This is a genomic window from Dactylosporangium sp. NPDC000555 (assembly GCF_040300025.1).
Lineage (GTDB): Bacteria > Actinomycetota > Actinomycetes > Mycobacteriales > Micromonosporaceae > Dactylosporangium.
On sequence record NZ_JBEPDB010000010.1, the window covers coordinates 17,602 to 44,545 of the forward strand.

The following is a 26,944-nucleotide window of genomic DNA, read 5'->3' on the forward strand; positions in this document are numbered from 1 at the left end:
GAAGAGCGCACCGGTGTCGGCGACGACCCGCACGCAGGCGGCGGGCCGTCCGGCCGGGCCGGCACTGCCGCCCAGCAGCCAGGCCGACTCCAGGTCCACGGTCAGCGCGCCGGTGGCCGCGAGGCGGTCACGCGTCGGCCCGTGGGCCAGCCGCTCGGTGCTGACCACCGGACCGGTCCGGACGGTGAGCCCCTGCCGGCGCAGCGCGCTCGCGACCATGGCGGCCGCGGGGAGCGTGATCGTGGCGGGCCGGGGCTCGGCGACCGACGGGTCGGCGCGGACCTCGGTGGCCACGACGACGTCGCCAGGGTTCAGGGCCGCGTCCAGCCCGCCGCCGATGCCGGCCACGGCGAGCGCGCCGGCGTCCTGCACGACGGCCCAGCCGGCGGCGCGTTCGGACCGGCTGCGCCCGGCACCGGTGTGCAGGACGGCGTCGGCCGGATCGTGCCCGCCGGCAAGCACGGCGCGGCGCAGCGCCGCCGCCTCTGTGCGCATCGGTGCGCAGAGCACCCAGTCCCCGTCCGCTCGTCGCGATGCCGGCGTCCTCATCGGTCCTCCCGCGCGGTGTCCCGCAGGATGCGGCCGAGCGCGCTGATCGGGAACACCAGCCGGTACAGGTGATAGTTGATGTAGAAGTCGCCCGGGAAGCCGGTGCCGGTGTACTGCGGTTCGTCCCAGCCGCCGTCGGGGCGCTGCGTGCGGACCAGCCACGCCAACGCCTCTCGCGCCACCGGCGTTCGATGCTCACCGGCGGCGTGCAGCGCGAGCAGGGCCCAGGCGGTCTGCGACGCGGTCGACACCCCGTGCCCGCGCAGGGCCGCGTCGGCGTAGGAGCGCAGGTCCTCGCCCCAGCCGCCGTCGCCGTTCTGGTGGCGCAGCAGCCAGTTCACGGCGCGCCGGATGATCGGGTGGTCCGCCGGGACGCCGGCGGCGACCAGGGCGGGCACGACGCAGCCGGTGCCGTACACGTGGTTGGCGCCCCACCGGCCGAACCAGGATCCGTCCGGCTCCTGCGCCCGCAGCAGCCACCGCACGCCCCGGCTGACGGCGACCGAGTCCGTCAGGCCCCGGTCGCACAGTGCCTCCACGATGTGGGCGGTGACGTCGGCGCTGGGCGGGTCGATGACCTCGCCGAAGTCGCAGAACGGCAGGTCGGCGACGAGCGCGCGGTCGTTGTCGGCGTCGAAGGCGCCCCAGCCGCCGTCGCGGGACTGCATGCCGATCAGCCAGCGGGTGGCCCGGTGCAGCGACGGGTCGTGGCGCAGCGGGGTACGCCGCAACGCGAGGAGCACCTCGGCGGTGTCGTCGGTGTCGGGGTAGCCGTCGTTGTCGAACTCGAACGCCCATCCGCCCGGCGGGACGCCCGCACGGCGGACGGCCCAGTCGCCACGAGCGGTGATCTCCTGCCCGACCAGCCAGTCCCCGGCGCGCACGAGCGCGGGATCGTCGGCCGGGAGCCCGGCGTCGGCTAGCGCCGTGACCGCGAGCGCGGTGTCCCATACCGGCGACTGGCACGCCTCCAGCCGGCGGATCGTCCCGTCGGGCGTCTCCTCCCGCACGGTGAAGCGCTCCAGCCCGTCGAGCCCGGCCCGCAGCACCGGATGCGTGAGCGGATACCCGAGCAGGTGCAGGGCGATCAGCGAGTACACCCACGGCGGCTGGATGCCGCCCCACGAACCGTCGGCCTCCTGCCGGGCCACGATCCACTCGGCGGCGCGGCGCAGCGCATGGCGGCGCAGCGGGCGGGCGGCGACGCGTTCGTAGCCGCGCGCGGCCAGGTCGAGGCGGTGCAGCCAGCCGGCACGGCGAGACAGCGGCGGCGGTGGCGCCGGCGGCAGCCCGGTGCGCAGCTCGGACAGCGAGAAACCCAGCGAACGCACGGGCCGCGTCGCCCGCACGATCGCCAGCGGCACGATGGTCTGCCTCGCCCAGCACGCGAAGTCGTACACGTTGAACGGCATCCAGGCGGGCAGCAGCACGAGCTCGGGCGGGATGGCGGGCAGGCGCTGCCACGGCCATTCGCCGAACAGCGCGAGCCAGATCCGGGTGAACACCCGGCTGCGCTCGATGCCGCCGCAGCCCCGGACGAACCTCGCGGCCGCCGCCATGTGCGGCGCGTCGGGGGCGTCGCCGGCCAGGCGCAGGGCCGCGTACGCCTCGATGGTGGTGGACAGGTCGCCCGGCCCGCCATGATACGTCGCCCAGGTGCCGTCGTCGCGCTGCCGCGAGCGGATCCAGCGGGCCGTCTGCGCGGTCAGCGGTTCGTCCGAGATGCCGAGGAACCGGCGCAGCAGCAGGTCCTCGGCCTCCATCGTCACGTTGGTCTCCAGCTCGCCCTTCCACCAGCCGGCCGCGTCCTGCAGCTCGAGCAGCCGTGCCGTCGCCCGGTCCAGGCCGGCCCGGGCCCGGTCGAGGATCCCGTCGGCGTCGGTCGTCGGCGCGAGCAGTCGCGTCATCAGTGATCACGTCCCGTCACGAGGCGGGCGAGGTCGAACAGGTCGTCGTACACGCCCGCGGGCAGCTCGAGCGCGGCGAGCTCGTCGAGGGCCCGGGTCAGATGACGATCGGCCTCGCCCCGGACCCAGTCCCGCGACCCGGACTCCTCCAGAAGCCGGCCGGCGACCACGAGGTCGGCCTCGTCCCGTTCGCCCGCGGACGCGTACAGCGCCCGGAACGCCTCGCCGGCGGCGGTGCCCGAGGTGAGCGCGTGCACGATCGGCACGGACTTCTTGCGCGCCCGTAGATCGGAGCCCACCGGCTTGCCGGTGCGCCCGGGCTCGCCCCAGATGCCCAGCTGGTCGTCGACGAGCTGGAAGCTCATCCCGAGGTGCTCGCCGAAGCGCGACAGGCCCCGGGTCACGGCCGCGGGGGCGCCGCACAGCAGCGCTCCCAGCGCGCAGGCGCAGGACATCAGCGCCGCGGTCTTGTCGGCGCTCATCGCGAGGCACTCGTCGAGGCTGACGTCATCGCGGCGCTCGAAGTCCAGGTCGGCGGCCTGCCCGGCGATGAGCCGGTGCACGTCCGTGGACAGTCGCCGGGCCGCCTTGGCGCCGCCCGGCCGGGACTCGTCGGCGAGCGCGTCATGGGCCAGCAGCATCAGGGCGTCGCCGGCGAGGATCGCGGCGGCCGGGCCGAAGACCGCCCAGGCGGTGGGGCGGTGCCGGCGCAGCGCGTCCTGGTCCATGACGTCGTCGTGCAGCAACGAGAAGTTGTGGGCGAGCTCGACGGCGACGGCGGCGGCGACACCCCGTTCGGGTGGTTGCCCGCAGGCGCGGGCCGACAGCAGGGCCAGGGCCGGGCGGATGCCCTTGCCGCCGCCGGCGGTCGGTGCGCCGTCTGCGTCGCAGTAGCCCAGGTGATAGGCGGCGACCCGCCGGTTGCGCGGGTCGAGGCGGCCGAGGAGGTCTCGGATCCGGGGCGCGACGAGCGTCGGTACCTGATCGAGGCAGGCGACGGGTGCGATGGTCAACGTGTGCCCTCCAGGTTTCGGGTCGGGGATGCCGGCAGACCTCGCAAGTGGGCGAGCACGACGTCGGCGGCGCGGTGACCGCTGCGGACGGCGCCCTCCATCGTGTCCGGCCACCCCGTGTCGGTCCACGCGCCGGCCAGCACGAGGCCGGGCAGGCGGGTCGCCGCACCGGGTCGCAGCCTGCGGGTACCGGGAGCCTGCCGGAACGTGGCATGCGGCTCACGGGTGACGAAGGCCTCCAGCAGGGCCGCGGACCGAGCCGCGGGGAACAGCTCGGCGATGGCGGCGGCGTGCGTGCGGACCAGCCGCCTGGCGGGAATCGCGATGGCGTCGTCCGCGGCGGAGACGGAACTCACCAGGTACTGCCCGTCGCGCATGGAAGGCGGGGTGCGGTCGAAGATCCATTGCACGGGCGAGTCGACCGCGGCGGCGAACGGCAGCCGGGTGACGGTCGAGTCGTATCGCAGGTGCACGTTGACGATCGGGGCGCTGTCCAGCAGGTGCCAGCTGTCCCGGCCGTCGCACGCCGCGGCCGGCACCAGCCGCGGGGCGGCCGGATGCGGGACGGCCAGGACGACCGCGTCTGCGGCGAGCTCCTCCCGGGCCGAGCGACCGCCGGCGCCGCCGACCGTGACCCGGAAACCGGAGGTGTCCGGGTGGACCCGCTCGACCCTGCTCCCGGTGGCCACCCGCACGCCGAGCCGCGTCAGCAGCCGGAGGGCGGCACGGCCGTGCAGATCGGACAGCGGTACCAGCGGACGCCCGATGTCACCGGCGTCGGCCCGCTCCAGCAGCCCGGTGCGGAAGACCCGCGCCGCGAGGGCGAGCGACGCGCGCTGCGCCGGCGCGTTCAACGCGGCAACGGTGATCAGATCCCACAGCCGTCGCACGGCCCGCGGGCCCTGGCCGTGGGCGGCAAGCCAGTCGCCGAAGGCGCGCCGGTCGTTGGCGGGGTCGTCGGGGTCCACGCCGCGCAGCACGTTGGCGGCGCCGATCGCGCGCAGCCGCTCGCGGACGCTCAGCAGCGGATACCGCGCCAGCGCCGGAAGCAGGTGGGCCGGGGCGGGCAGCCGGCGGGCACGCCGCAGGACGTGCGGCGGGCGCCCGGGACGCAGTACCGGCACCGAGAAGCGCGGTTGCAGCTGCGTCAGGCCGCCGGTGCCGAGCCGGTCGAGCAGGGCCCGGTAGCGCTCATAGCAACGCAGGAACACGTGCTGCCCGGTGTCCACGACGAGGTTGCCGTGCTCGAACGAGTACGTCGCCCCGCCGAGCTCGCTACGCCGCTCCAGCAGCGCCACCCGAGCCCCGGCATCGACGAGGCTGATCGCGGCGGCGATGCCGGCGAGCCCACCGCCGACGACGCACACGTCGTAGCCGGCGCCGGGCGCCGTCACGCCGTCCGCCTGACGAGTGCGCGCGCGGCGACCGTCGCCTTCTCCGACGACGGCAGGGAGATCCGCGTCCGCGTGACGGCCATCGGGTCACGCACGATGCGGGCCAGCAGCCGGTGGTAGATGCCGGCCATGGCGGCGGTGCAGGCGGCGCTGCGCGCATCCAGCATCGGCAGCAGCCGCAGGCCGGTCTCGTACCACCCCTCGGCGCGCTCGGCCTCGAAGCGTACGAGGGCGGCGAAGCGGTCCGACGGGTCGGCGAAGCCGTCGCCGTCGAACTCCAGGTTGCAGCCGAAGCGGTCGAGATCGTCCTTGGGCAGGTACACCCGTCCGTTGCCGCGATCCTCCCGCAGGTCACGCAGGATGTTGGTCATCTGCAGCGCGATACCCAGCGCGTCGGCCCGTTCGGCGGCCAGTCCCGGCGCGCCGGTGCCGAACACGCCCAGCGACAGGCGCCCGACCGAGCCGGCCACGCAGCGGCAGTACCACAGCAGGTCGTCGAACGTGGCATAGGTGGTGCCACGCACGTCGGCGGCGCAGCCGTCGATCAGCTCCTCGAACGCCTCCAGCGGGATGGGCAGCCGGCCCGCGGCGTCGTGCAACGCCAGCAGCACCGGGTCGTCGGGGGCGGTGCCCGGCAGCCGGCGCAGCGACTCGCGGACCTCGTCGAGCCGGGCCAACTTCTCGTCGGGGGGCAAGCCACCGTCGCCGATGTCGTCGATCCGGCGGGCGGTGGCGTACACCGCGGACAGCGCGCGCCGTTTGTCCCTCGGCAGCAGCCTGATGCCGTAGGAGAAGTTGCGCGCCTCCCGCCGGGTGATCTCCTCGCACCGCCGGTATGCCGCGTCGACGGTGATGGCAGCGCTCACCCGACGCTCCTGACCATCAAAGCCAGCCAGGACGTCGCGATGTCCCGCCTGCGGGGGCGTGGCGGCCCGGGCAGCGGGTCGTAGCCGCTGCGCTGCAGCGCCCTCAGCGTCGCATATCCACCGGCCAGATACCCGGCGACCGCCGCGCGCGCCCAGCCGTGCAGCGCCGCGATCAGCGGTGCCCCGCCGTCCAGCCGGTCCCGCGCGCGGCCGGCCTCGAAGCGCACGAGCGCGCGCAGCGCGCCGCTCGCGGTCGCCGCGGCCAGGTCACTGTCGCGCACCCCGAACCGGTCGAGGTCGGCCCCGGGCAGGTAGACGCGGCCGCGGCGGTGGTCCTCGGCGACGTCCTGGAGGTGCTCGATGATCTGCAGCGCGGTACAGATGCGGTCCGACAGCGCGATCCGCGTCGGGTCGGCCTGACCGAACACGTGCAGGACGAGCTCGCCGACGGGATCGGCCGACAGTGAGCAGTAGCCCACGAGCTCCTCGAAGGTGGTGTAGCGGGTGACGATCTGGTCGACGCGGTTGGCCTCGATCAGGCGCAGCAGCGGCCCGGCGGGAAGCCGGCACGCCGCCACCGTGGGCGCGAGCGCGCACAGCACCGGATGCTCGATCCGGTGCCCGTCGAAGAGCCGGTGGACCTCCGCCTCGAAGGCGTCCAGCCGCGCCGTCCGGTCGGCCGCCGTCGCTCCCGGCAGCGGCTCGTCGCCCAGGTCGTCGACGAACCGGGCGTAGCGGTACAGCGCGTGCAGGTGCCGGCGGGTGGTTCTGGGAAGGATCCGCAATGCCACCGGGAAGTTCTCGTCGCCGGCGCGCTTCTGCGCGCGTACGCCCGCACCGGCCGCCATCGCCGACTCCGTCGTCACCATGGGGGCGCCGCTACCCCGGATCGTGCGCTCGTAACAGGGTGATCGGCGTCGCGGCGGGCCGGTCACGGCAGGTGGTCGCTGATCCGGGCGAGGCGCAGCCCCTGCCGCTCGCAGTCGCCGGCGATCCCCGTCAGCGCGCCGAGGGCCGACCGCCAGGCGCCGGGGGCCGCCGCGCAGTCGCTGTCGTGCAGCAGCAGGGTGGCGCCGCCGCGGATGCCCCCGGACCGCAGCTGCGCGAGCACCGTGTCCGGGGTGGCGCCGGCCTCCCAGTCGCGCCCCCACGCGCTCCAGAGCACCGGGCGCAGGCCGAGCCTGGCCGCGGCGAGCAGGCTTCCCGCGGAGAGGATGCCGTACGGGGGACGGAACCAGATGGGCGGGACCCCGCAGGTGGCGAGGAGCAGATCGGCCGTCCGTGCCAGCTCGTCGTGGACGAGGGCGGGCCTCATGCGCAGATGATCGCGGTGCGTCCAGCCGTGCACGCCGATCTCGTGCCCGTCCTCGCGGATGCGCCGCAGCAGGTCGGGTGCCCTCGCCGCCATGCCACCGAGCACGAAGAAGGTCGCGGGGACGCGCAGCCGCGCGAGCGCTCGCAGGAAGGCCGGCGTGGAGCCGGGATCCGGGCCGTCGTCCAGGGTGAGGGCGACCGTGCCCGGCCGCCCGACGCCGCTGAGCGCCCGCAGGTGCCGGCGGACCGGGGCCAGCGCCGTCAGCGCGGGGCCCGCGTGCAGGCCGACGACGGCCGCGGACAGGCCCGTGGCCAGCAGCCAATTCCTCACGTCGCTGCGTTCCCCGGCCTGCGGCACCAAAACCAGGGGACCGTAGCGGATTCCGGTGGCTCACGCCGGCAGCGCCGATACGCTCGGGCGACATGACCAGCCTCACGAACCGCCGGCCCGGGCTCGCCCGCGGCGTCCGTCTCGAGTGGGACCCGGTGCGGGCCGGGCATGCGCTGTTGTACCCGGAGGGCGTGTTGCTGCTCGATCCGGTCGCGGCGGACGTGGTGCGGGCGTGCGACGGCCGGCGCGACCTGGCCGGCATCGTCGAGCTGCTGGCGCGGGAGTACGCGGGCGTCGACGCCGGCGATGTCGAGCGGCTGCTGGCCGACCTGAGCGACAGGAGGCTGCTGACCGACGGCCGCACCGGATCGGCCGGACCCGCCGAACGTTCTGGTGAAGTCCAGGCGGGCGCCGCCGGGGCAACCGGCTGGCCGGGCGAGCATCCGCGCCCGACCGGGCTGCTCGCCGAGCTGACCTACCGGTGCCCGCTGCAGTGCGCGTACTGCTCGAATCCGGTGGAGCTCGCGGCGTACCGCGACGAGCTCGGCACGGCGCAGTGGTGCGACGTGCTGGATCAGGCGCGCGCCGCGGGCGTCCTGCAGGTGCACCTCTCCGGCGGCGAGCCGCTGCTGCGCCGGGATCTGCCGGAGCTCGTCGGGCACGCGAGCCGGCTCGGCATGTACACCAACCTCGTCACCAGCGGCATCCCGCTGGACGCCGACCGCCTGGCGGCGCTGCTGGCGGCGGGCCTCGACCACCTGCAGCTGTCGGTTCAGGACGCGCGGCGGGCCGAGGCCGACCGGGTCGCCGGCGGCCGGTTCCACGACCGCAAGCTCGCCGCGGCCGGGCTGATCCGCGCGTCGGGGATCCCGTTGACGGTCAACGTGGTCCTGCACGCCGGCAACGTGGCCAGGCTGGAGGAGATCGCCGAGCTGGCGGTGGCGCTCGGCGCCGACCGGCTGGAGCTCGCCCACACGCAGTTCTACGGCTGGGGGCTGCGCAACCGGGCGGCGCTCATGCCGACCCGGGCCCAGGTGGACGCCGCGGCCGAGGCGGCCGCCGAGGTGCACCGCCGCCACGGCGAGCGGGTCGAGATCGTGTACGTGCGGCCCGACTACCACACCGGCACGCCGAAGCCGTGCATGCAGGGCTGGGGCGCCCGGCAGCTCGTCGTGACACCCAACGGCGACGCGCTGCCGTGCCTCGCCGCCGGGCAGCTGCCGGGCCTGGAGGTGCCGTCGGTCCGCACCGCCCCGCTCGCCGCGATCTGGCGGGACTCGGCGATGTTCAACGCCTTCCGCGGTACCGCATGGATGCCCGAGCCGTGCCGTGGCTGCGCCCTGCGCGACATCGACTTCGGCGGCTGCCGCTGCCAGGCCTTCCAGCTCACCGGCGACGCGTCGGCGACCGACCCGGCCTGCCGCTGGTCCCCGCACCACGACACGGTCGTCGCCGCCATCGCCGGCGGGAGTCGCCCAGCACCGATCCCGCGGCGAGCGCGGTGAGGATCCGTCCCGATGGCGATGTGCACGGCCCCGATCGCCTGCGGGCCAACGGATCCATGGACCGCCGGGGCCGCTGATCCGAGGCCGTGACGGTCACCCTCGGGTGATAGGTTCCTGAGCCAGCCGCTGGTCGAAGCGGCGAGCCCGCTCGGCGGGTCATGCGGGAACACGAGGTAGCCGCAGCCGGAGTGCGTGGGAGTCACCCGCACGTTTCCTGGTCGGCGACCGAAGCCGAAGGAGATCATGAGAAAACCAGCTGTTAAAGTCGGGGTAGTGTGCACCGCACTGATCGCGGTTCTGTTCGCGGCCACGCATCATTCGGGCCGGTCGGCCAAGCCGGTGCAGTCGGCATCGTCCCCGCGCGACGGGGTCGGCCTGCACGTCAGCGGCAGGGACATCGTCGAGGCCAACGGCAACAGCTTCGTCATGCGCGGCGTCAGTCACGGCTACGCCTGGCACAAGGACCGGAGCGCGGCGTTCGCCGACGTCAAGAAGCTGGGTGCCAACTCCCTGCGCGTGGTGCTGACGGCCGACGTCGGGGCCGGCGAGGTGGCCGACATCATCTCGAAGTGCAAGCAGAACCGGCTCATCTGTGTCCTCGAGTACCACGACACCACGGGGTACGGCGACAGCGGCGGCGGCAACAGCACGCTGGACCACGCCGCCGACTACTGGGTCGGGCTGACGGACGTGCTTGCCGGCCAGGAGAACTTCGTCGTCGTCAACATCGGCAATGAGCCGTACGGCAACACCGGCGCCTCGGGCTGGGGCGGCGCGACGAGCGCGGCGATCAGGAAGCTGCGCACCGCCGGCCTGCGCCATCTGATCATGGTCGACGGGCCGAACTGGGGACAGGACTGGTCGGGCATCATGCGCCGCGACGCCGCGTCGGTGTTCGACAGCGACCCGCAGCGCAATACCGTCTTCTCCGTCCACATGTACGGCGTGTACGACACCGCCGCGAAGGTCACCGACTACTACGACGCCTTCCAGAGCATCGGGCTGCCGCTGGTGGTCGGCGAGTTCGGCTGGAAGCACTCCGACGGTGGCGTGGCCGAGGACACCATCATCAACGAGGCACAGTCCCGCGGGATCGGATACCTGGGCTGGTCGTGGAGCGGCAACAGCGGCGGCGTCGAGTACCTCGACCTGGCCGACCGCTTCGACCCCGCCCGGCTGACCTCATGGGGCCGGCGCCTCTTCCACGGCGCGAACGGCATCGCGGAGACCTCGAAGGAGGCCACCGTCTACGCTGACCCAGGCCGCGTTCATGACGGTTCATGAGGGTTTCATGATGGCTTCGCGATGACGAGGAACTTGTTCTCGGCGCGCCGGGCGAACCTCACGAACCCGCGCAGCCCGGGGAGGCTCTCCATCAGCCCGAAGAACGGGATCAGCAGGATCACGGCCACGGACTCCCACCACTTACGCCGGTCGTCGCTGGACACTCCGGCATTGACCCGCAGGCCCTCCCAGTACATCCAGATCGTGTAGGCCATGTTCAGCGCCCAGATCGGGATGATGACGAGCGTCACCGGAGACGTGTTGGGATCGGCGAGCAGAATGGCGATCAGCAGAACGACCCCGACGTTCTGGATCGGGCCGAGGACCCACGCCATCACCGAATATCCGAGCAGCACCCGGTTTCGCAGCTGCAGCGACCGGTTGAAGATCAGGGCCGCCAGGCCCCAGGACCACCGCTCGCGCTGCCGGAAGAAGTCGCCGAGGGTGGCGGGTGATGCGCCGTAGCACCGCCCGCCGAACCAGGCGCTGCGGCCCCGGTGGCGAGCACTGAAGATGAGTGCGAACTGGGCGTCCTCGACCAGGCTCTGCGGGCCGAAGTCCCAGCCGATGGTCGCCTCGATCGAGGCCCGCACGAGCAGGAGCTCACCGTGCACGCCGGCGCGCGGTGTGCCACTGCCGGTCCAGGCCGAGAAGCGCCCCACGTCCTCGGCCGGCCGGACGGCGTCCGCCAGCCAGATGAGCCGGTTTACGGCGTATTCACGCGGGTACGTCAGAATGCCCTGAGCCAGGTGCTTTGCGTCGCGGCCGGCCAGAAACTGCTCCTCGATGAACCGGGCCATGGCCAGGGCGGTGTCGGGGCCCACGCCGGTGTCGTCGTCCATGTGCAGCACCCACACGTCGTCGCGGGCCTCGTGTTCGCGGATCCGCAGTTCGTGCGCGTAGTGACTGGCGCGCGCCTTGAACCTCGTCCCGTTGGCGGTGCGGTACCCCCCCGGTACGGTGACGAGCCGTACCAGCTCGCTCCCGTCGGCGAGGTCGGCGATCACCTCCCTCGCCTCGCAGCCCTCGTCGATGACGATGTCGATCCTGAGCCTGGGAAAACACCTGGGCAGATGGGCGATGTAGGACCGCACCGAGCGCTCGAGCGCGGGGTAGGTGTCGTACCGGCCGATGGTGGGGACGACGACGATCAGGAAGTCGTCGGTTCTCGTCAGCCCGCGGCCGGACCAGCGGGCCTCCGACTCGCGTAGTGCCTTGCGCGTGCGTCTTATGCCCACGATGCCGGTGAGCGTGGTGAAGATGGGCCACGACCACAGTACCGTCAGCGGCCAGCCGAGCAGGCCGGCGATCGGGTCGGCGGACCAGAAGTCGAATGCCACGATGAGCAGATAGGAGAGGATCAGCGGCCAGTACGACGGTCTCCAGCGGGTGAGCCGGCGGTGCAGCTCACCCGCCTGCTGCGGGTCGTACACGGTCGGCGCGACCCGGAAATGCCCCGCGCTCAGCGCCTCCCGCCCCCCGGGCAAGGCGTCCCGATCAAGCCGGGCGTCCCCATCCGGAGGGACGGGTTCGGGTCCTCCCACGTCCGTTTCCCCCTGCGTGCTCGTGGTTGTCGCCGGGCTACGTGAAGCTACCCGTGGACAGAGCGGCCAATCCGGAGTCGGCCGCCGAGCACGTCACCCGCGCTGTGAACGCCGGCCGCCTTCGTCCGGCCCGACGATGATGCGAACGGGTTCGGCGTACGCGATGTGTCCATAGGCGCAGATCTTGGGTTGGGCCCAGAACTCACCGGGTGGCGTCGCCGCCGGGACGGCGATGGGGAACTCGACGCTCTCCGTGGACCCGGGTGCGATCGCGAAGCCGCGGGTCTGTCCGCTCGTCAGCGACCAGACGTGGTGCGGGGTGATGAGCTGGACGTACCCGTGCAGCGGGGTGCGAAGGGCGTGGGTCACCGCTACGCGGACGCTGCTTCGTGCCCCGGGGGTGAGGGTGAGCTCCTGGGCCTCGCTGCGGGCGCGCAGCAGCGGCTCGGGCTCAGGCCGGCCCACCGGCACGATGAGCACGTCCTCCAGGTCCTGACCCTGATGGTTGATGCTCGCCGCCACCGCGTACCAGCCGGGTGCGGCCGTGCCTGGAACCGTGACGGTGACGGGCACGCTGCGGTGGCCCCCCGCGGTGACGGTCACGGGTTTCGACCGCGGTGTCGCGATCCACCCCTCAGGCGCCCTGACGACCAGATTCCCGGCGTAGCCGGCGTCGGGGTCGTCGCAGACGATCTGAGCGCGCAGCCGCACGCCGGCGGCGGTGCCGTCGGTTCGCGTCCCGTCGTCGTCCGGCCGGAGGGTGAGGGTGACGGGCAGGTTGCCCATGGGCGCGGGGCCACAGTTGTGCAGCCAGTAGCGGGTGAACACGGGCTGCAGCGGTTCGGTGCTCGCCGTGAGCACCGTCCCGCCCCGCTCGGCGCGAGCCGGTGACAGGGCGAGCGACGTGATCCTGAAGCCCTCGACGTCGACGTACGCCTGCCGGCCGTCGTGCTCGAGGGCGGCGCCCGGGCGGTCGAGCAGGTCGGCGGCCGCGGCCGAGAGGATACCGCCGGCGAGGCGGATCGCAACGCGGCCGGCGTGGCCGTGGGGTTCGTAGCCGCGGACGATGAGGCTGTCGCACGCGTCGGCGGGTGCCGTGGAGCCGGCGGCGAGAGGTTCCCCCCGGGGCTTGACCGCGGTGACGACGAAGCTCTCCGCGGGCTCGACGCCGAGCAGGGATCCGGCCACCGGGAGCGGCCCGCCGGTGGCCGGCGCGACGGTCGCGGCGAGCGGATGGTTGACGGACTCCCCGGCGGCGGTGAACCCGGCGGTGCGCCATCCACCGGGGCCGCTCACCAGGTGGTACTCGAAACGCCTGCTGGTGTGGTGCTGGAAGCTCCGCCCGCCCGGCGCGCTGAGCTCCGCGAAATTGATCGCGGTACCGGTGGGCCAGCCGGTGCACGCGCGGGCCAGCGACATGTTCAGCGTGCCGTCGGGCTCGACCGCGAAACCGGGGGTGCCGCGGTTGAGCAGCGCGACGGCGTAGTCGTCGACGGCTCCTTCGTCGTGGTGCAGCGCGAGCGGCTGCGTGACGTGCAGGTGCGCGTCGCGGACGTCGTCGAGGAACTCGGCGAGGGCCCGCTGCTCGGCCTGCGCGTCGCTGCCGGCGATCAGCAGTACGGGCAGGTCCCGGATCGAGCGGACGTCGGCGCCCGGTCGCCACACCTCGCCGATCGGCCGCTCGGCCGGAATCCAGAGGCGGGCCGTGCCGGTGGCCGCGAGTTGAGCGGCCAGCTCGGCGGCGAACGGCGCCGGCGCCCGGTCGAGCAGCTCGGCGACGAATGCGTTGCGCCGCGGGCCGCCGACCGCGACGCGGCAGTCGGGGAGGTTGGAGTCGGTGTCCAGCGCGCCGTAACGGTTTCCCGTCGCGGTGGTCACGGTGGCGGTGACACCCGCCCTTGCCAGTCCGACGGCGAGCCGCCGGGTCGAGGGCACGCCCTGATCGCCGTCGGGGACGACGATCTCGGCGATCGACACCGCTCGGGAGCGCTCGGCGCGCTCTTGTGGATCGTGCAGGTGGACGGTCAGCGCCGCCGCGAGGCCGAACCATCGGTGCGCCGTGTTGTCCAGGGTCCGGGGGTGCTCCGCCGCGTCGGCGTCGAGCAGGGCGTAGCCGCGGCCGATCACGGCGGCCGCGGTCTCGCTGACGGGCATGCCGCCGGGAACGTGGCAGGGCACCCGCACCCGCAGCAGCCGGTCGGTGGCGGCGAACCCGTCGATGCTCGTGGCGAAGTCGATCCGGTCGATGCCGTGCCACACGGTGGTGTGCTGCGTGTATCGGCATCCGTCGATTTCCGCCGTCGCCGTGATGCGTTCGCCGATGGGGCAGCGTTCGACCGTGACGGCGGCCGCGGTGTCCGCGCCGCGCCAGACGACGGCGTGGGGGAGCAGGTGCCACGGACCCTCGCCGAACTCCGGGTGGTCGCGGTGCTCGGCGAAGCAGACCAGCTCGTTGCCCATCCGGCCCGGCGGGAGGATGTCCCGGCCGGAGGCGAGGTCGGTGATCTCGGTCAGTGCGCCGCCCCGCTCGGGATCCGCGCGAAGCCGGTAGCGGTCGTTGGCGATGCTCGTCGCCTCGACGGGCCGCCACGCGGACGCGGACGGCTCCGCGGCTCCGGGCAGCAGGCGGAAGGTCCGGTAGCCCATCGACGGCACATCGCGCGCGACCCACCGCAGCAGCGCCCGGCCCGGCTGCCCGTCGGAGGCGGGCGCGAGGGCCTCGGTGAGGTACGGGACTCCGACCCCGCCGTCGTCGACGAGCGTGACGCCTGCGGCCGGGTCGAGCTCGATCTCCAGGCCGACGGTGTCCGTCCGGGTGTGCGACAGCGGGTTGAACACGACGACCGCGGTGCCCTCCCCGCGGGTGTCGACGTGCCGGGCCAGGTGCCGGCGTGCCGACCGGTCGACCTCGGCCGCCAGGTCGTGTGCCTCGCGCCAGCCCGCGATCAGGTCGAGGTAGACCTGGTCGGACTGGGTGCCGGTGACCGCGTCGTGGTGCGCGCCGAACAGCAGCAGCCGCCAGGCCTTGTCGACGGCCGCGGCGGGGTAGGCGGCGCCGTGCAGGGTGGCGAGGGTGGCCCACTTCTCGGCGTCCAGCAGCAGCGTCTCCGCCAGGCGGTGGGCCTGCTTGGTGTCGATCGCGGTGACGTCCTTGCCGGTGTAGATCGGGTTCATGTCGCGCGTCTGCGGCGTGGCGCGCACGCCCCGCGCGGCGAGCTCGTCCCGCACGGCGGCGAAGAAGTCGCGCGGCAGCCCGTATCGGAGCCGCACGTGCGGGTATCGCTCGTCCCAGGCCGCGCGCAGCTCGGTGACCCACCGCATCGGCGCGCTGAAGTCGCTGCCCATCGGGATCATGACGTTGCGGGTCGCGGCGGCCGGCCGGAGCTCGGTGAACAGCTCGTGCAGCTCGGCCGCCGCGGTCCGCGGGTCCTGTGCGGCGTCGAGGCTGAAGCCGGCCGAGTAGTGCCCGGCCATGTAGTGGGTGAGCAGGCCGTCCCCGCCGGGCGACACCCACTCGAACTCGGTGGGAAACTGGGTCGGCGCGAACGGCTTGCGGTGTTCGCGGATGTTCCAGCTCGTCAGCATGGGCCCCCACTGGTGGTAGGGGCCCCGGGCGAAGGCGATCGAGGTCAGCCCGGCGCCGGACATCACCTGCGCGAACTGCGGATCGTGGCCGAACACGTCGAGCTGCCAGGCCGTGGCCGGGACGCCTCCGATGACGTGCCGCTGAAACCCGACGCCGTGGACGGCGTTGCGGATCGTCGTCTCGATGCCGGTGAGGTTGGTGTTGGGTTCGTTGTAGGTGCCGCCGACCAGCTCCAGGCGGCCGTCCGCGATCAGTCGCCGGATGAGCTCGCGATCCTCGGGATACGTGTCCCAGTACGGCTTGAGGTAGTCGACCTCGGCGAGGACCACGCTGTACCGCGGATCCTCGCGGATCTTCGCCAGGTGCGCCTTGACGAGGCTGAACGCGCTGTGGCCGGGCCACGCGAAGCGCGCCGCGCCCGCGTCGGGGACTTCTGGTTGGTCCCAGGTCTGGGTGTACGCGGACTGCGTGTTCCACCACACCGGGTCGTAATGGAAGTGCGGGATGAGCCAGACGGTCCAGTTCACGCCTTGACCGCCCCCTGCATGATCCCGCCGATGATCTGCTTGCCGAGGAGGGCGAAGACCAGCAGCACCGGCGCCGTGCTGAGCAGGGTTCCAGCGAGCACCAGCGAGTAGTCCATGTAGTAGCCGCCAGCCAGTGTGGACAGTGCGACCTGGGTGGTGGGGTTGCTCTGGCCCAGGGCCAGCAGCGGCCAGAAGAAGTCGTTCCAGGAGTTCATGAAGGTGAACAGCGCCAGCACCGCGGCGACGGGCCGGGCCGCCGGCAGCACGACGTGCCAGTACAGCCGGTGTGTGGAGCATCCGTCCATCCGGCCGGCCTCCAGCAACGCGTTGGGCAGCGCTTCGGACAGGTACTGGCGCATCAGGAAGACGCCGAACGCGGACGTGGCCGCCGGGACGATCACCGCCTGCAGGTGCCCGGTCCAGCCCAGCCACTGCGACATCATGATGTACAGCGGGATGATGCCCAGCTGCGCGGGCACCATCATCGTCACGAGGAGGAACCCGAGGAGGGCGTTGCGGCCACGGAAGCGCAGCTTCGCGAAGGCGAAGCCGGCCAGCGTGCTGGTGAACACCACGGAGACCGTGACCACGGTCGCGACGATGATCGAGTTGAGCAGGGCGAGGCCGAAGTTCGCCTGCGTGTACGCCTGCTGCAGGTTGGCCCACAGGTGACTTCCGGGCAGCAGCCTGGGCGGCCAGCTTCCCGCCGCGGAGTTGTCGTTGGACGCCGCGACCAAGGACCAGTACAGCGGGAACGCCGACACGGCGGCGATGAGTCCCAGCAGCACATAGGTCCTCTTCCCGGCGCGGCGCTGTCCCGGCGACGCGGACCTGCCGCGGTTGCGGCGCTGGCCGAGGGACTCGCGGGGAATGGCACGGGAGACCGGGATGAAGGTCATGTGGAGCTCCGGATGCGTCGGGACAGCAGGTAGTTCGCGCCGACCGCCAGCACGATGATCATGAACATGGCCCAGGAGACCGTGGCCGCGTAGGAGTACTTGCCGTGGGTCCAGAACTGTTCGTAGACGTACATGGCCAGGGTCTGGAACTGGCGGGAGTCGCCGCCGGTCGGGCTCAGCCCCGGGTTGAACATGAGCGGCTCAGTGAACAGCTGGATGGTGCCGATGGTCGACAGGATGACGCTGAAGATGATGGTCGGCCGCAGCGCCGGGACGGTGATGCTCCGGAACTTCTGGAACTGCCCGGCGCCGTCGAGGTCCGCCGCCTCGTAGAGGTCGTCCGGCACCGCCTGCAGCGCGGCGAGGTAGATCAGGGCGTTGTACCCCGTCCACCGCCAGGTCAGGATGACGGCCAGCGCCACCCATGATTGCCAGGTGCCCGCCTGCCAGTCGACCTTGCCCAGGCCGACCAGGCTGAGCACCCAGTTGATCAGGCCGAGGTCCCGCCCGAACAGCTGCGCGAAGATCAGTCCCACGGCGGCGACCGAGGTGATGTTGGGCAGCAGGACACCCATCCGCAGCAGCGTGCGGGCGCGCATCTTGCGGTTCAGCAGATGGGCGAACCACATCGCGAGCAGCAGTTGCGGCACCGTGCCCAGCACGCCGATCGCGGCGGTGTTGAGCAGCGCGTTCCAGAAGTAGTCGTCATTGATGAGCCGCGCGAAGTTGCCCAGCCCCACGAAGGTGCCCTCGCTGCCGGGTATGTCGCGGTTCCACTGGGTGAGGGCCATCCAGCCGGTGTAGAGGAGCGGGAACACCCCGAACGCCGCGAACATCAGGAAGAACGGTGCGATGTAGAGATACGGCGTACCGCTCACGTCGAACTTGTGGCGCAGGCGAGACCGCCGCTCCGCTGCCGCCGGTGTGGTCTTGCGCCGCCCGGGCAACACCGACGAGGGTGCGAAGACTGCCATCAGGCTCGTTGTTCCTTTCTGGATCTTTCGCTGCTCGGCCGGCCATCCACTTCGACGCGGGGCCTACGGCTCGGTGGCATTCGCGACGTCCTTCAGCACCTGCCGCCACGCCTGCGAGGGCCCCTGCTTGCCCTTGTCGACCCGGGTGATCCCCAGGCCGATCAGCGGTCCGATGTCGCCGTCCTTGGGGCCCTGGTACTGCGGCCGCAGGGTCTTCGCCGCCTCAGTGAAGATCCGGCCGGTGGGTGCGTTGTTGAAGAACGCGTTGGTGTTGCCGAGCACGGCCGGGTCGTCGTAGAGCGCGGCCTGGCTGGGCAGGTGACCCTGGGTGCGGAAGATCCAGCTCGCCTGCTCGGGCGCGGTCAGAAACCTGGCGAGCTCGGCGGCCTCCTTACGGTGCTTGCTCTGCTTGGGCACGGTCAGGAACGAGCCGCCCCAGTTGCCGCTGCCGCCGGGGACCGTGGCGATGTCCCACTTGCCGCTGGTCTGCGGCGCGTTCTGCCTGATCGTTTCGGTCATCCACGCCGGGCAGGCCACGGTCGCGAACGATCCCCGCTGGAAGCCGGCGTTCCACTGCTGGCTGAACGTCGCCAGCTTCGCCGACTGGCCGGCCTGCACGGCCTCGACCGCGAGGTCGAACGCCTGCTTGACGGCGGGATTGTCCGCCACCACCACGTTGTTGCCGCGGTCGGTGTAGCCGACCGGCGCCTGGTTGATGATGGCGTTGAAGACGTTGGAGCCCGAGTCGAACCAGGCCACATCCTTCGGGGCCTTGGCCATGAAGCGCTTGCCGGTCGCGATGTAGGACTGCCAGTCGGGCCACAACGCGGCCACCCGGTCGCGCTCGGTCGGCAGGCCGGCCTGCTCGAAGAGATCCCGGCGGTAGCACATCGCCAGGCCGCCGATGTCGGCGCCCAGGCCCATCAGCCGGCCATCGGCCCCCGTCGCCTGCTGCGACTTCCATGCCAGCCACTGGTCCGGGTCGGCGCCGTAGTCCCTGAAGTCGACGAACTTGTCGGCCATGACCTTGAACTGCGCCATGTAGCCGCCGTCGATGGCCTCGATGTCGCCGGTTCCCGATCCCCCCAGCAGGTGCGCCTGCAGGTTCTTGTGGTGGTCGTCGTACGAGACGATGTGCTCGACGATCTTGATCCCGGGATGGCTCTGCTCGAACTTCGTGTACAGGTCGCGATATCCCAGGTCGCCGAAGATCTCGACCACGAGCCGTTTCTCGCCCGGCGTGGCGGAACCGCACGCGCCTACCGCCGAGCCGACGAGCGCCAGGCAGCCCAGCAGCAGCGCTGTCAACGCCTTGGGCCTGCGGGTGAGCATCAGGTCTCCTTGAGGGTGTTCGGTGCCCGATGGACGTGGGGACGTGTCCTGGTTGCTGGGAAGATCGGCCGAGGTGCCAGGGCGTGGCCGCGCGACGAGCGTGCCGCCGAATCCGTGGTCGCCCAAGAGACCGTCGTCGTCCCGGTGGACCGGGCACGGACGCGATGCCGCAGCGGAGGCGTCACCAGGACGTACGGCTCCGTGCAATGCGGTCAAGCGCAGTGCACCCGGCCTCCGCGGCAGTCGTCGAATCGCCGCCCCGCAGATGACTCGCGTCTGGGGGCCGTTCTCGACTGGCGAAAACTCTAGATTGCGGCTTCGATCCTGTAAAGCCCGAATTCTAGAGAATGTCTGAGTTATCCGCTAATCAGCTATCCGCGGATCAAGGGGAAGTCCCGGCCGCTCCCAGCGAAAGCGCGCGGCCTGGCCGTCTGCTGCGATGCGCGGCGACCATGACGGTCGGTGAGGTCCGGCGCGCAAGCCCGCTTCCGGCGGCCGAGGTGGCTGAATGCTGATCACCCGCCGCGCGCGGGTCAGCGGTCGATGAGGTGCTGGATGGCCGTGCCGTATCGGCGGATGACCTCGTCCGGGGCCGCGTCGGTGGCGGGGGTGTTGAAGATCCGTGTGTTGGCGGCGAGTCCGGTCAGCGCGGCGACGACCAGCTCCGCCCGGAGTCGCGCGTCGGCGTCGCCGCCGAGGCGCTCGCCCAGGGGGTCGAGGAAGCCGGCGATGAACTGTTGACGCACGCTGTCCGGGTCGGGGGCGGAGAGCCGCAGGTTCAGCGCCCGGGCGAGCGGCTCGATGGCTTCGCGGCGGCACCGGGTGAGCAGCTCCTCGACGAGGCGTGCGCCCAGCTCGGACCTGGGCACGTCGGGCAGCGGCAGCGGGGTGATCCGCGCGGAGCGCAGGAACAGTTCTCGTTTGCTGCCGCCGCACTTCATGACCATGGCGGGGGACAGGTCGGCCCGCGCGGCGATGTCACGGATGGTGACCTGGTCATAGCCGCGTTCGGCGAAGAGTTCGGTGGCGGCGGCGAGGATGGCCTGCCGGGAGGAGCCGGGCGCCGGCGCGTCCGCGGGGTCCGGCTCGGTGGCCGGCGCGACCGGTGCCGCGTGGTGGCTCATCGAACGCCCCTCCTGTCACGTCGCCTCGGTGGTCTCTCGTCGCACCGCGGCGGGAAACGCCGATTCGTCGTCACGGCTGGTCCGCAGTCGCACGTCGACCACGCGCTCGGCGCCCCAGATCGTCACGACCCGCGTCTCGGTCGTCGCCCAAGGCGTGACCACGGTGAGGACGTATCGCCCGCTCGACGGTAGCGGCATCTCGTACCGCCCGTCCACAGTGGTCCGACCCGCCTTCACCACCTCACCGCTCAACCGGGTCAGCGCCACGGTCGCGCCGCCGATCGGGCCGTGGGCGTCACTGACCTGGCCGGCCAGGGTGAGCCGGTCGTGCAGGACGATGCGCTCGATGTCCTGCCCGGCGTGCAGGGAGGCGAGCCGCGACTGCGGCGCCCAGCCGTCGGCGGCCGTGATGATGAGGTACCGGCCGGCGCCGGGGATCGCGAGCGAGAAGGACCCGGAGGAGTCGACCTGGCTCCAGTCGATCGGCTGACCAGACGGTGTGAGCAGGGTGATCACCGCGGTCCGGACGGCGTTGCCGTCGCGGCCGACCACACGGCCGCGCACGACGGCTTCGGGTACGCCCACCGCCGCGGCCGGCTGGTCGGCCACCCGCTCTCCCATCCGGAACAGCGGCAGGGTGAGCAGCCCGGCCACGAGCGACGCCGCCGCCGCGATCCAGAACATGGTGGTGAACGCATCGAAGCTGGGCAACGCCACGCCGTCGGCGCGGCTCACCGTGACGGTGATGATCGCGGCCAGGGTGGCGCTCGCCGTCGACGTGCCGACGGAGCGCAGCAGCGAGTTGAGCCCGTTCGCGGACGCGGTCTCGGTCGTGGGGACGGCGCGCATGATCAGGCTGGGCATCGCGGCGAACGTCATCGACGTGCCGACGGCGACCAGCATCGAGCCGGCGACGATCTGCCAGAGCTCATAGCTGAACCAGACGCGGGCCACGTATGCGGCACCCATGGCCCAGGCACCGGCCAGCAGCGTCGTCTGCGGGCCGAACCGCCGAGTGATCGCCGCCGCCACCGGCGCCATCGCGCCGAAGGCGAGCGAACTCGGCGCCATCCACATCCCGGTGTGCAGAATGTCCAGGCCCAGCCCGTATCCGGTCTCCGTCGGCTGCTGCAGCAGCTGGGTCGTGCCGAGCATGTTGGAGAACATCGCGAAGCCGGTCAGGACCGAGGCGGTGTTGACCAGGAGCACCGCCGGTCGCGCGGCGACCCGCACGTCGACGAGCGGGCTGCGCACGCGCAGCTCGACGGGCACCCACGCCGCCAGCAGGAGCAGGCCCAGCACGATCAGCCCGGCGGTCCGGTAGGACAGCCAGCCCCAGTGGGCGCCCTTGGACAGGGCGAGGAGCAGGGCCGTCACCGCGGCCGAGAGCATCACGGCTCCCGTGTAGTCGAACGCCCCAGGGGTGCGTACAGGCGACTCCGGCACGACCAGCGCCACCGCCACGAACAGCGCCGCGCCCACGGCGGCGCTGACCCAGAACACCGAGTGCCAGTCGAAGTGCTCGACGATCAGGCCGGACAGCGGCAGCCCGGCCCCGGCGCCGATGGCGAGGGTCGCGCTCATCACGGACACGCCGAGCGCGAGCCGCTCCTGTGGGAGCTCGTCGCGCATGATGGCGATCCCGATCGGGACGAGCGCCACGCCGACGCCCTGCAGGGCGCGGCCGGCAATGATGAGCGGCAGGGCCTGGCTGAACGCGCCGAGCACCGAACCGGCGATCAGTACGGCCAGGGTCACCAGCATCATGCGCTTCTTGCCGAACATGTCGGCGAGGCGCGACAGCGTTGGGGTCGCGACCGCCCCGGCCAACAGCGTCGCGGTCACCAGCCAGGACGCGTTGTCGACGGACGTGTGCAGCAGCCGCGGGAAGTCCGGTAGCACCGGCAGCACCAGCGTCTGCTGCAGCGACACGGCGATGCCGCACGTCGCCAGAGTGGCGACGACGACGGTGCTGCGGGTCTTCCCGGCCGTGTCGCTGCCCAGGTTGGGAATGGGCCGATCCACAACACTCCTCACACCGCAACCGGGGTGAACAGCTGTTCACCCCGAGCTGAGTCAATCATCGGCATCCGGTGGCTGGCTAGCCCCCGCGGAAGGGAGTTCCACCACAAAACGGGTGGCCGGTCCCGGCGCCCGACCTGCGTGTCCCCCCGGCCTCATCGCTGTGCGCTGCCGCTCGGCCGACCGGATCGTGGGACATGACATGTGGCCACGAGAGCAAGATCCTCGACCCTTCTTGACCAAGCGCTTGACCGGGCGGTGCGCGCATTCGTAGTGTCTTGAACAAGCGCTTGCTGGGTTGCGCAGTCAAAGGAGACTGAACTTGATCGTCCCTAGAACCGGTTTTGTCTTGAAAGCCCTGCTGGCGGCGGCCCTCTCGGTGAGCCTGGCCGCCTGTGCCGACGCCGCGAAGACCCCCGCAGGCGGCGAGTCCGGTGGGGCGATCAACCCCGACGCGATCCTCCGGGTCGCGCTCCCGTCGCCGATCCGGACGTTCGACCCCGCGCTGGTCGCCAGCTACGGCGAGAACGGTTACCTCGCCCTGACGTACGACCGGCTCACGATGCTCGACAAGAACGACAACCTGATCGCGGGCCTGGCGACCAAGTGGGAGTTCTCCGCCGACGGCTCGAGCCTGACCCTCACCCTGCGGGAGGGCGTCTCCTTCAACGACGGCACGCCGTTCAACGCCGCCGCGGTCAAGGCCAACATCGAGCGCAGCAAGACCTTCGAGAAGAGCACGCTCAAGTCCGCGTTCGCCGACATCACCGCCGTGACGGCGGTCGACGACACCCACGTGCGGTTCACGCTCCGCGCCGGCGGTGGCGTCCAGCTCCTGTCCACGTTCACGACCAACGCCGGCATGATGATCAGCCCCAAGGCGATCGCCGACCCGTCGTACGATCTGGCCAACAACCCCGGCGACGCGACCACCGGCCCGTACGTCGTCACGCAGTTCACGCCCAACGAGGGCTTCAAGATGAAGAAGGCCCCGCGCACCTACTGGGACCCGGCCGCCGGGCGCCTGGGCGGCGTCGAGGTCAGCTTCATCCAGGACGGTACGACCCGCGTGCGCGGCGTGCAGACCGGTCAGCTCGACTTGAGTACCGCGAACTCGCCGGCCGACATCGTCACCGTGCAGAAGCTCGCCGACCAGGGCCAGCTCAACATCGCGAAGACCCGGTACCGGAACATCCTCGGCGTCTACCTCCGGGCCAACCAGGGCGACCTGGCCAAGCCCGAGGTGCGGCAGGCGGTCGCGCACGCGATCGACCCGAACGCGGTCAAGGCGCTGTTCTCCGGCTACTGCACGCCGACGCAGCAGCTCTACCCCGACTCCACCCCGTGGGCGATCCCGAACTACCGGTACCCGTACGCCCACAACGTGGAGAAGGCGAAGGAGCTGGTGTCGCAGGCCGGCGGCGCGAAGGTCACGGTGACCTTCCCCGCGGGCAGCAACGTCGAGCAGTCGGCCAACGTCGTGCAGGCGGCGCTGTCGGCCGCCGGGATTCAGGCCAGCCTCAACCCGGTGCCGACCAGCGAGAACGAGCCGCGGTTCATCAAGGGTGACTTCGAGCTCATGGTGGCCAACTCGTTCAGCCCGAAGGTGGACCCGGCCGAGACCTTCAACACGTACTTCTCACCGAGCGGCACGTACAAGCTCGCCGTCGAACCGCAGGCCACCCAGCTCGCGAAGGACGCGACCGCGGCCGCCAGCCCGACACTGAGCGAGGACAAGCGCGCGCCGCTGTACCAGGACCTCACCAAGACGATCATGGAGCAGGCCTGGTTCATCCCGATCTGCAACATGACGCAGAGCGCCATCGCCAACTCCAAGGTCGTCGGCTACGACAACATCCCCTGGATGAGCATCGGCATCACCGATCTCCGTTACGTGGCGATGGTCCGCTGATGGCTCCGGAGCAACGGTCGCGGACCGTGGCCGATCTGTTGCTGCTGCGCAGCGGCGACAGCCGGCCCGGTCTGCGGACCTTCGACCGCACGTGGAGCTGGGACGAGGTGGTGCGAGCCAGCGCGGCGCGCGCCGCGCTCGCCCAGCGCCTGCGCCGGCCCGGCCCCTTCCACATCGGCGTGCTGCTGAACAACGTCCCTGAGTTCGCGTTCTGGCTGGGGGCGGCGGGGCTGGCCGGCGCCACGATCGTCGGCATCAACTCGACCAAGCGCGGGGAATACCTGGAGCAGGAGGTCGCGCACACCGACTGCCAGCTCATCGTCACCGACACGGCCGGCCTGGAGCTGCTGCGCGGGCTCGACGTCGGGGTCGCGCCCGAGCGGTATCTGCTCGTCGACACCCCGCAGTACGCCGAACTTGTCGCCGCGGAGAGTGACGTCCCGGCGGTCGCCCCGGAGGTCGGCCCGGCCACCCAGATGCTGCTGCTGTTCACGTCGGGCACCACCGGGGCGTCGAAGGCGGCGATCTGCTCGCAGAGCAGACTGGTCGGACTCGGGTACATGAACCGGAACCGGTTCGACCTCGGCCCCGACGACGTCTGCTACTGCTGCATGCCGATGTTCCACGGCAACGCCATCATGGCGCTGTGGGCGCCGGCGCTCGTCGCGGGGGCGTGCATCGCGCTGACCCCGCGCTTCTCCGCCTCGCGGTTCCTACCCGAGGTCCGCGCGTACGGGGCGACCTTCTTCACGTACGTCGGGAAGGCCATCGGCTACCTCCTGGCCATCCCGGCGCGCGACGACGACGGGGACAACCCGCTGGTGCACGCCTTCGGCACCGAAGCCTCGCCGGCGGACCGACAGGAGTTCCTGCGCCGCTTCGGCTGCCGGCTCATCGAGGGCTTCGGGTCCAGCGAGGCCGGCGGCTTCGTCCTGCCGAGCCCGGACACTCCGCCCAACGCGCTCGGCCGCCCCACCGGCCCGAACGTCGTGGTGGTGGACCCCGAGACGCGGCAGGTCTGCCCGCCCGCGGTGCTCGACGCGCACGGGCGGGTGACCAACGCGCAGGAGTCCGTGGGCGCGATCGTCGACCTGAACGGCGAGGCCAAGTTCGAGGGCTACTACAAGAACCCGGAGGCCAACGCCGAGAAGATCCGGCACGGGTGGTACTGGACCGGCGATCTCGGCTACGTGGACGGCGCCGGGTTCATGTACTTCGCTGGGCGCGAGGGCGACTGGATACGCGTGGACGGGGAGAACATCTCCGCGCTGCACGTCGAGCGGGTGCTGCAGCGGCATCCGGCGGTGGTCGCGGCGAGCGTGTTCGCGGTGGCCGACCCCCGGTCGGGCGACCAGGTGATGGCGGCGGTCGAGGTGTCCCCGGACACGACCTTCGACGACCTGCGGCTCACCGAGTTCCTCGCCGCGCAGGACGACCTCGGGACGAAGGACCTCCCGCGATACGTCCGATTCTCGTACGGCCTGCCCACCACCGGGTCCGGGAAGATCCGCAAGAAGGACGTGAAGGTCGAGGGCTGGCGCTGCGCGGACCCCGTCTACTGGTGGGCCGGGCGCACGGAGCCCGCCTACACGCCGATGACCGACGACGACAAACGGTCGCTGCGCGAGGAGTTCCAGACCAATGGGCGCCTTCGCTTCCTGCCGTTGTGAGGAGTTACCGACGTGGACCTGCATGAGACACCCGCTCAGCTCGAGCTACGGCGCGAGCTGCGGGACTACTTCTCGTCCTTCGCGTCGCCGCAGGAGCGGCGCCGGCTCAGTGAGGAGGGCGCCGGCGGCGACCGGTTCCGCGAGGTGGTCAGCCGGCTGGGCAAGGACGGCTGGCTCGGCATCGGCTGGCCCGAGGAGTACGGCGGCCAGGGCCGCTCGTTCGAGGACCAGTACGTCTTCTTCGACGAGCTGCACCGGGCCGGGCTGCCGTTCCCGTTCGTCACGGTCAACACCGTGGGCCCGACACTCATCGAGTTCGGCACCGAGGAGCAGAAGCGGCGGTACCTGCCGCAGATCGTTGCCGGCGAGGTCGTCTTCGCCATCGGCTACACCGAGCCCGGCGCCGGCACCGACCTGGCTTCGCTGACCACCCGGGCGGTGGTCGACGGCGACAGCCTGGTGATCAACGGCAGTAAGATCTTCACGACCGGCGGGAATACCGCCGACTACGTTTGGCTGGCCTGCCGGACCAACCCGGACGCCGCGAAGCACAAGGGCATCTCCATCGTCATCGTGCCCACCTCGGACCCCGGGTTCTCCTGGACGCCGATCCGCACCGTCGGCGGCATGTCGGTCACCGCGACGTACTACTCCGACATCCGGGTCCCGCTGGGCAACGTCGTCGGCGAGCTCGACGGCGGCTGGGCGCTCATCACCACCCAGCTCAACCACGAGCGGGTCGGCCTCGCCGCGCAGAACGGCCGTATGCAGCGGCTCTGGGAGGACACGGTGGCCTGGGCGCGGGCGTCGGGTGCGGCACAGCGCCCATGGGTGCGCGATGAGCTGGCCCGGCTGCACGCGAAGCTCGAGGCCATGCGGTTGCTCAACTGGCGGATGACCTGCGCGGTGGCCGACGGCACGTTGAGCGGCCCGGAGGCGGGCGCGGTCAAGACGTACGGGTCGGAGGCGCAGATCGACGTCGAGCGCACGCTGAGCGCCATCGTCGGCGCGGCCGGGCGCATCCGCCCGGGCGGGGCGGGCGCGGTCCTCGAAGGCGAGCTCGAGCACTCCTCGCGCACCGGGCTCGTCTACACCTTCGGCGGAGGGGTCAACGAGGTCCTGCGGGACATGATCGCCGTCAAGGGCCTCGGACTGCCGCGGCGAGGCCGATCGTGACCGGTCCGGAGCGAA

General features: G+C 71.9%; 18 protein-coding genes and 1 pseudogene. 5 read left to right on the plus strand and 14 right to left on the minus strand.

What is annotated here, in order from left to right:
- Positions 1-15: 15 nt before the first annotated feature.
- The 7 genes and pseudogenes from ABT297_RS43125 to ABT297_RS09060 all read right to left on the minus strand — a co-directional run.
- A pseudogene (locus tag ABT297_RS43125) lies at positions 16-549 on the minus strand (phosphorylase family protein); the annotation flags it as partial.
- Positions 546-2,456, minus strand: a complete 1,911-nt coding sequence (shc, locus tag ABT297_RS09035) for a squalene--hopene cyclase (protein ID WP_350546489.1) — start codon at positions 2,454-2,456, stop codon at positions 546-548. The gene shc and the pseudogene ABT297_RS43125, both read right to left, overlap by 4 nt.
- Entirely contained in the window at positions 2,456-3,469 is a 1,014-nt protein-coding gene (locus tag ABT297_RS09040) for a polyprenyl synthetase family protein (protein ID WP_350546491.1), read from the minus strand. The genes shc and ABT297_RS09040 overlap by 1 nt, the downstream gene beginning before the upstream one ends.
- Positions 3,466-4,863 carry a hydroxysqualene dehydroxylase HpnE gene (gene hpnE, locus ABT297_RS09045; protein ID WP_350546494.1) on the minus strand — a complete coding sequence of 466 codons (1,398 nt, stop codon included), beginning with the start codon at positions 4,861-4,863 and terminating at the stop codon, positions 3,466-3,468. Before hpnE ends, ABT297_RS09040 begins: the two co-directional genes overlap by 4 nt.
- Entirely contained in the window at positions 4,860-5,729 is an 870-nt protein-coding gene (hpnD, locus tag ABT297_RS09050) for a presqualene diphosphate synthase HpnD (RefSeq protein ID WP_350546497.1), read from the minus strand. The genes hpnE and hpnD overlap by 4 nt, the downstream gene beginning before the upstream one ends.
- A complete protein-coding gene (hpnC, locus tag ABT297_RS09055) occupies positions 5,726-6,598 on the minus strand; it encodes a squalene synthase HpnC (RefSeq protein ID WP_350546500.1) in 873 nt (290 codons plus the stop codon). The genes hpnD and hpnC overlap by 4 nt, the downstream gene beginning before the upstream one ends.
- Before the next feature lie 62 nt (positions 6,599-6,660).
- A complete protein-coding gene (locus ABT297_RS09060; RefSeq protein WP_350546503.1) occupies positions 6,661-7,374 on the minus strand; it encodes a polysaccharide deacetylase family protein in 714 nt (237 codons plus the stop codon).
- Positions 7,375-7,466: 92 nt separating this feature from the next.
- Between ABT297_RS09060 and pqqE the strand changes: the two genes are divergently transcribed.
- Both pqqE and ABT297_RS09070 read left to right on the plus strand, forming a co-directional pair.
- On the plus strand, positions 7,467-8,879 hold the full coding sequence (gene pqqE / locus ABT297_RS09065) for a pyrroloquinoline quinone biosynthesis protein PqqE (RefSeq protein WP_350546506.1): 1,413 nt from the start codon (positions 7,467-7,469) through the stop codon (positions 8,877-8,879).
- Positions 8,880-9,152: 273 nt separating this feature from the next.
- Positions 9,153-10,163: a glycoside hydrolase family 5 protein gene (locus tag ABT297_RS09070; RefSeq protein WP_350546509.1), complete on the plus strand. Its 1,011-nt coding sequence runs from the start codon at positions 9,153-9,155 to the stop codon at positions 10,161-10,163.
- Positions 10,164-10,168: 5 nt separating this feature from the next.
- Here the strand turns inward: ABT297_RS09070 and ABT297_RS09075 are convergent, their stop codons facing one another.
- The 7 genes from ABT297_RS09075 to ABT297_RS09105 all read right to left on the minus strand — a co-directional run bounded on the left by ABT297_RS09075 (position 10,169) and on the right by ABT297_RS09105 (position 22,174).
- On the minus strand, positions 10,169-11,650 hold the full coding sequence (locus ABT297_RS09075) for a glycosyltransferase family 2 protein (RefSeq protein WP_350546511.1): 1,482 nt from the start codon (positions 11,648-11,650) through the stop codon (positions 10,169-10,171).
- Positions 11,651-11,800: 150 nt separating this feature from the next.
- Positions 11,801-15,820 carry a glycoside hydrolase family 38 N-terminal domain-containing protein gene (locus ABT297_RS09080; RefSeq protein ID WP_350546514.1) on the minus strand — a complete coding sequence of 1,340 codons (4,020 nt, stop codon included), beginning with the start codon at positions 15,818-15,820 and terminating at the stop codon, positions 11,801-11,803.
- Positions 15,817-16,719, minus strand: coding sequence for a carbohydrate ABC transporter permease (locus tag ABT297_RS09085; RefSeq protein ID WP_350546516.1), 903 nt, complete (start codon positions 16,717-16,719; stop codon positions 15,817-15,819). The genes ABT297_RS09080 and ABT297_RS09085 overlap by 4 nt, the downstream gene beginning before the upstream one ends.
- On the minus strand, positions 16,716-17,693 hold the full coding sequence (locus tag ABT297_RS09090; RefSeq protein WP_350546518.1) for a carbohydrate ABC transporter permease: 978 nt from the start codon (positions 17,691-17,693) through the stop codon (positions 16,716-16,718). Before ABT297_RS09090 ends, ABT297_RS09085 begins: the two co-directional genes overlap by 4 nt.
- Positions 17,694-17,756: 63 nt before the next feature.
- Entirely contained in the window at positions 17,757-19,025 is a 1,269-nt protein-coding gene (locus ABT297_RS09095) for an ABC transporter substrate-binding protein (protein ID WP_350546520.1), read from the minus strand.
- A gap of 533 nt (positions 19,026-19,558) precedes the next feature.
- A complete protein-coding gene (locus tag ABT297_RS09100) occupies positions 19,559-20,149 on the minus strand; it encodes a TetR/AcrR family transcriptional regulator (RefSeq protein WP_350546523.1) in 591 nt (196 codons plus the stop codon).
- Positions 20,150-20,164: 15 nt separating this feature from the next.
- The gene (locus ABT297_RS09105) at positions 20,165-22,174 is read right to left on the minus strand and encodes an MFS transporter (protein ID WP_350546526.1); all 2,010 of its coding nucleotides are present in this window, start codon (positions 22,172-22,174) and stop codon (positions 20,165-20,167) included.
- Between the two features lie 346 nt (positions 22,175-22,520).
- On the opposite strand from ABT297_RS09105, the gene ABT297_RS09110 reads away from it, so the two are divergent.
- The 3 genes from ABT297_RS09110 to ABT297_RS09120 are packed head-to-tail and all read left to right on the plus strand — an operon-like array spanning position 22,521 to position 26,929.
- A complete protein-coding gene (locus ABT297_RS09110) occupies positions 22,521-24,083 on the plus strand; it encodes an ABC transporter substrate-binding protein (RefSeq protein WP_350546529.1) in 1,563 nt (520 codons plus the stop codon).
- 26 nt (positions 24,084-24,109) lie between these two features.
- Positions 24,110-25,753 (plus strand): steroid-22-oyl-CoA synthetase, encoded by a 1,644-nt coding sequence (gene casI, locus ABT297_RS09115; protein WP_350546531.1) that lies wholly within the window; start codon positions 24,110-24,112, stop codon positions 25,751-25,753.
- 12 nt (positions 25,754-25,765) lie between these two features.
- On the plus strand, positions 25,766-26,929 hold the full coding sequence (locus tag ABT297_RS09120; protein ID WP_350546534.1) for an acyl-CoA dehydrogenase family protein: 1,164 nt from the start codon (positions 25,766-25,768) through the stop codon (positions 26,927-26,929).
- The last annotated feature ends 15 nt before the right edge of the window (positions 26,930-26,944 follow it).

Excerpts from the sequence above, each read along its gene's own strand:
- pqqE (WP_350546506.1), top strand. The coding sequence starts at position 7,467 with ATGACCAGCCTCACGAACCGCCGGCCCGGGCTCGCCCGCGGCGTCCGT.
- ABT297_RS09100 (WP_350546523.1), bottom strand. The coding sequence starts at position 20,149 with ATGAGCCACCACGCGGCACCGGTCGCGCCGGCCACCGAGCCGGACCCC.
- ABT297_RS09090 (WP_350546518.1), bottom strand. The coding sequence starts at position 17,693 with ATGGCAGTCTTCGCACCCTCGTCGGTGTTGCCCGGGCGGCGCAAGACC.
- ABT297_RS09085 (WP_350546516.1), bottom strand. The coding sequence starts at position 16,719 with ATGACCTTCATCCCGGTCTCCCGTGCCATTCCCCGCGAGTCCCTCGGC.
- shc (WP_350546489.1), bottom strand. The coding sequence starts at position 2,456 with ATGACGCGACTGCTCGCGCCGACGACCGACGCCGACGGGATCCTCGAC.
- ABT297_RS09095 (WP_350546520.1), bottom strand. The coding sequence starts at position 19,025 with ATGCTCACCCGCAGGCCCAAGGCGTTGACAGCGCTGCTGCTGGGCTGC.
- hpnC (WP_350546500.1), bottom strand. The coding sequence starts at position 6,598 with ATGGTGACGACGGAGTCGGCGATGGCGGCCGGTGCGGGCGTACGCGCG.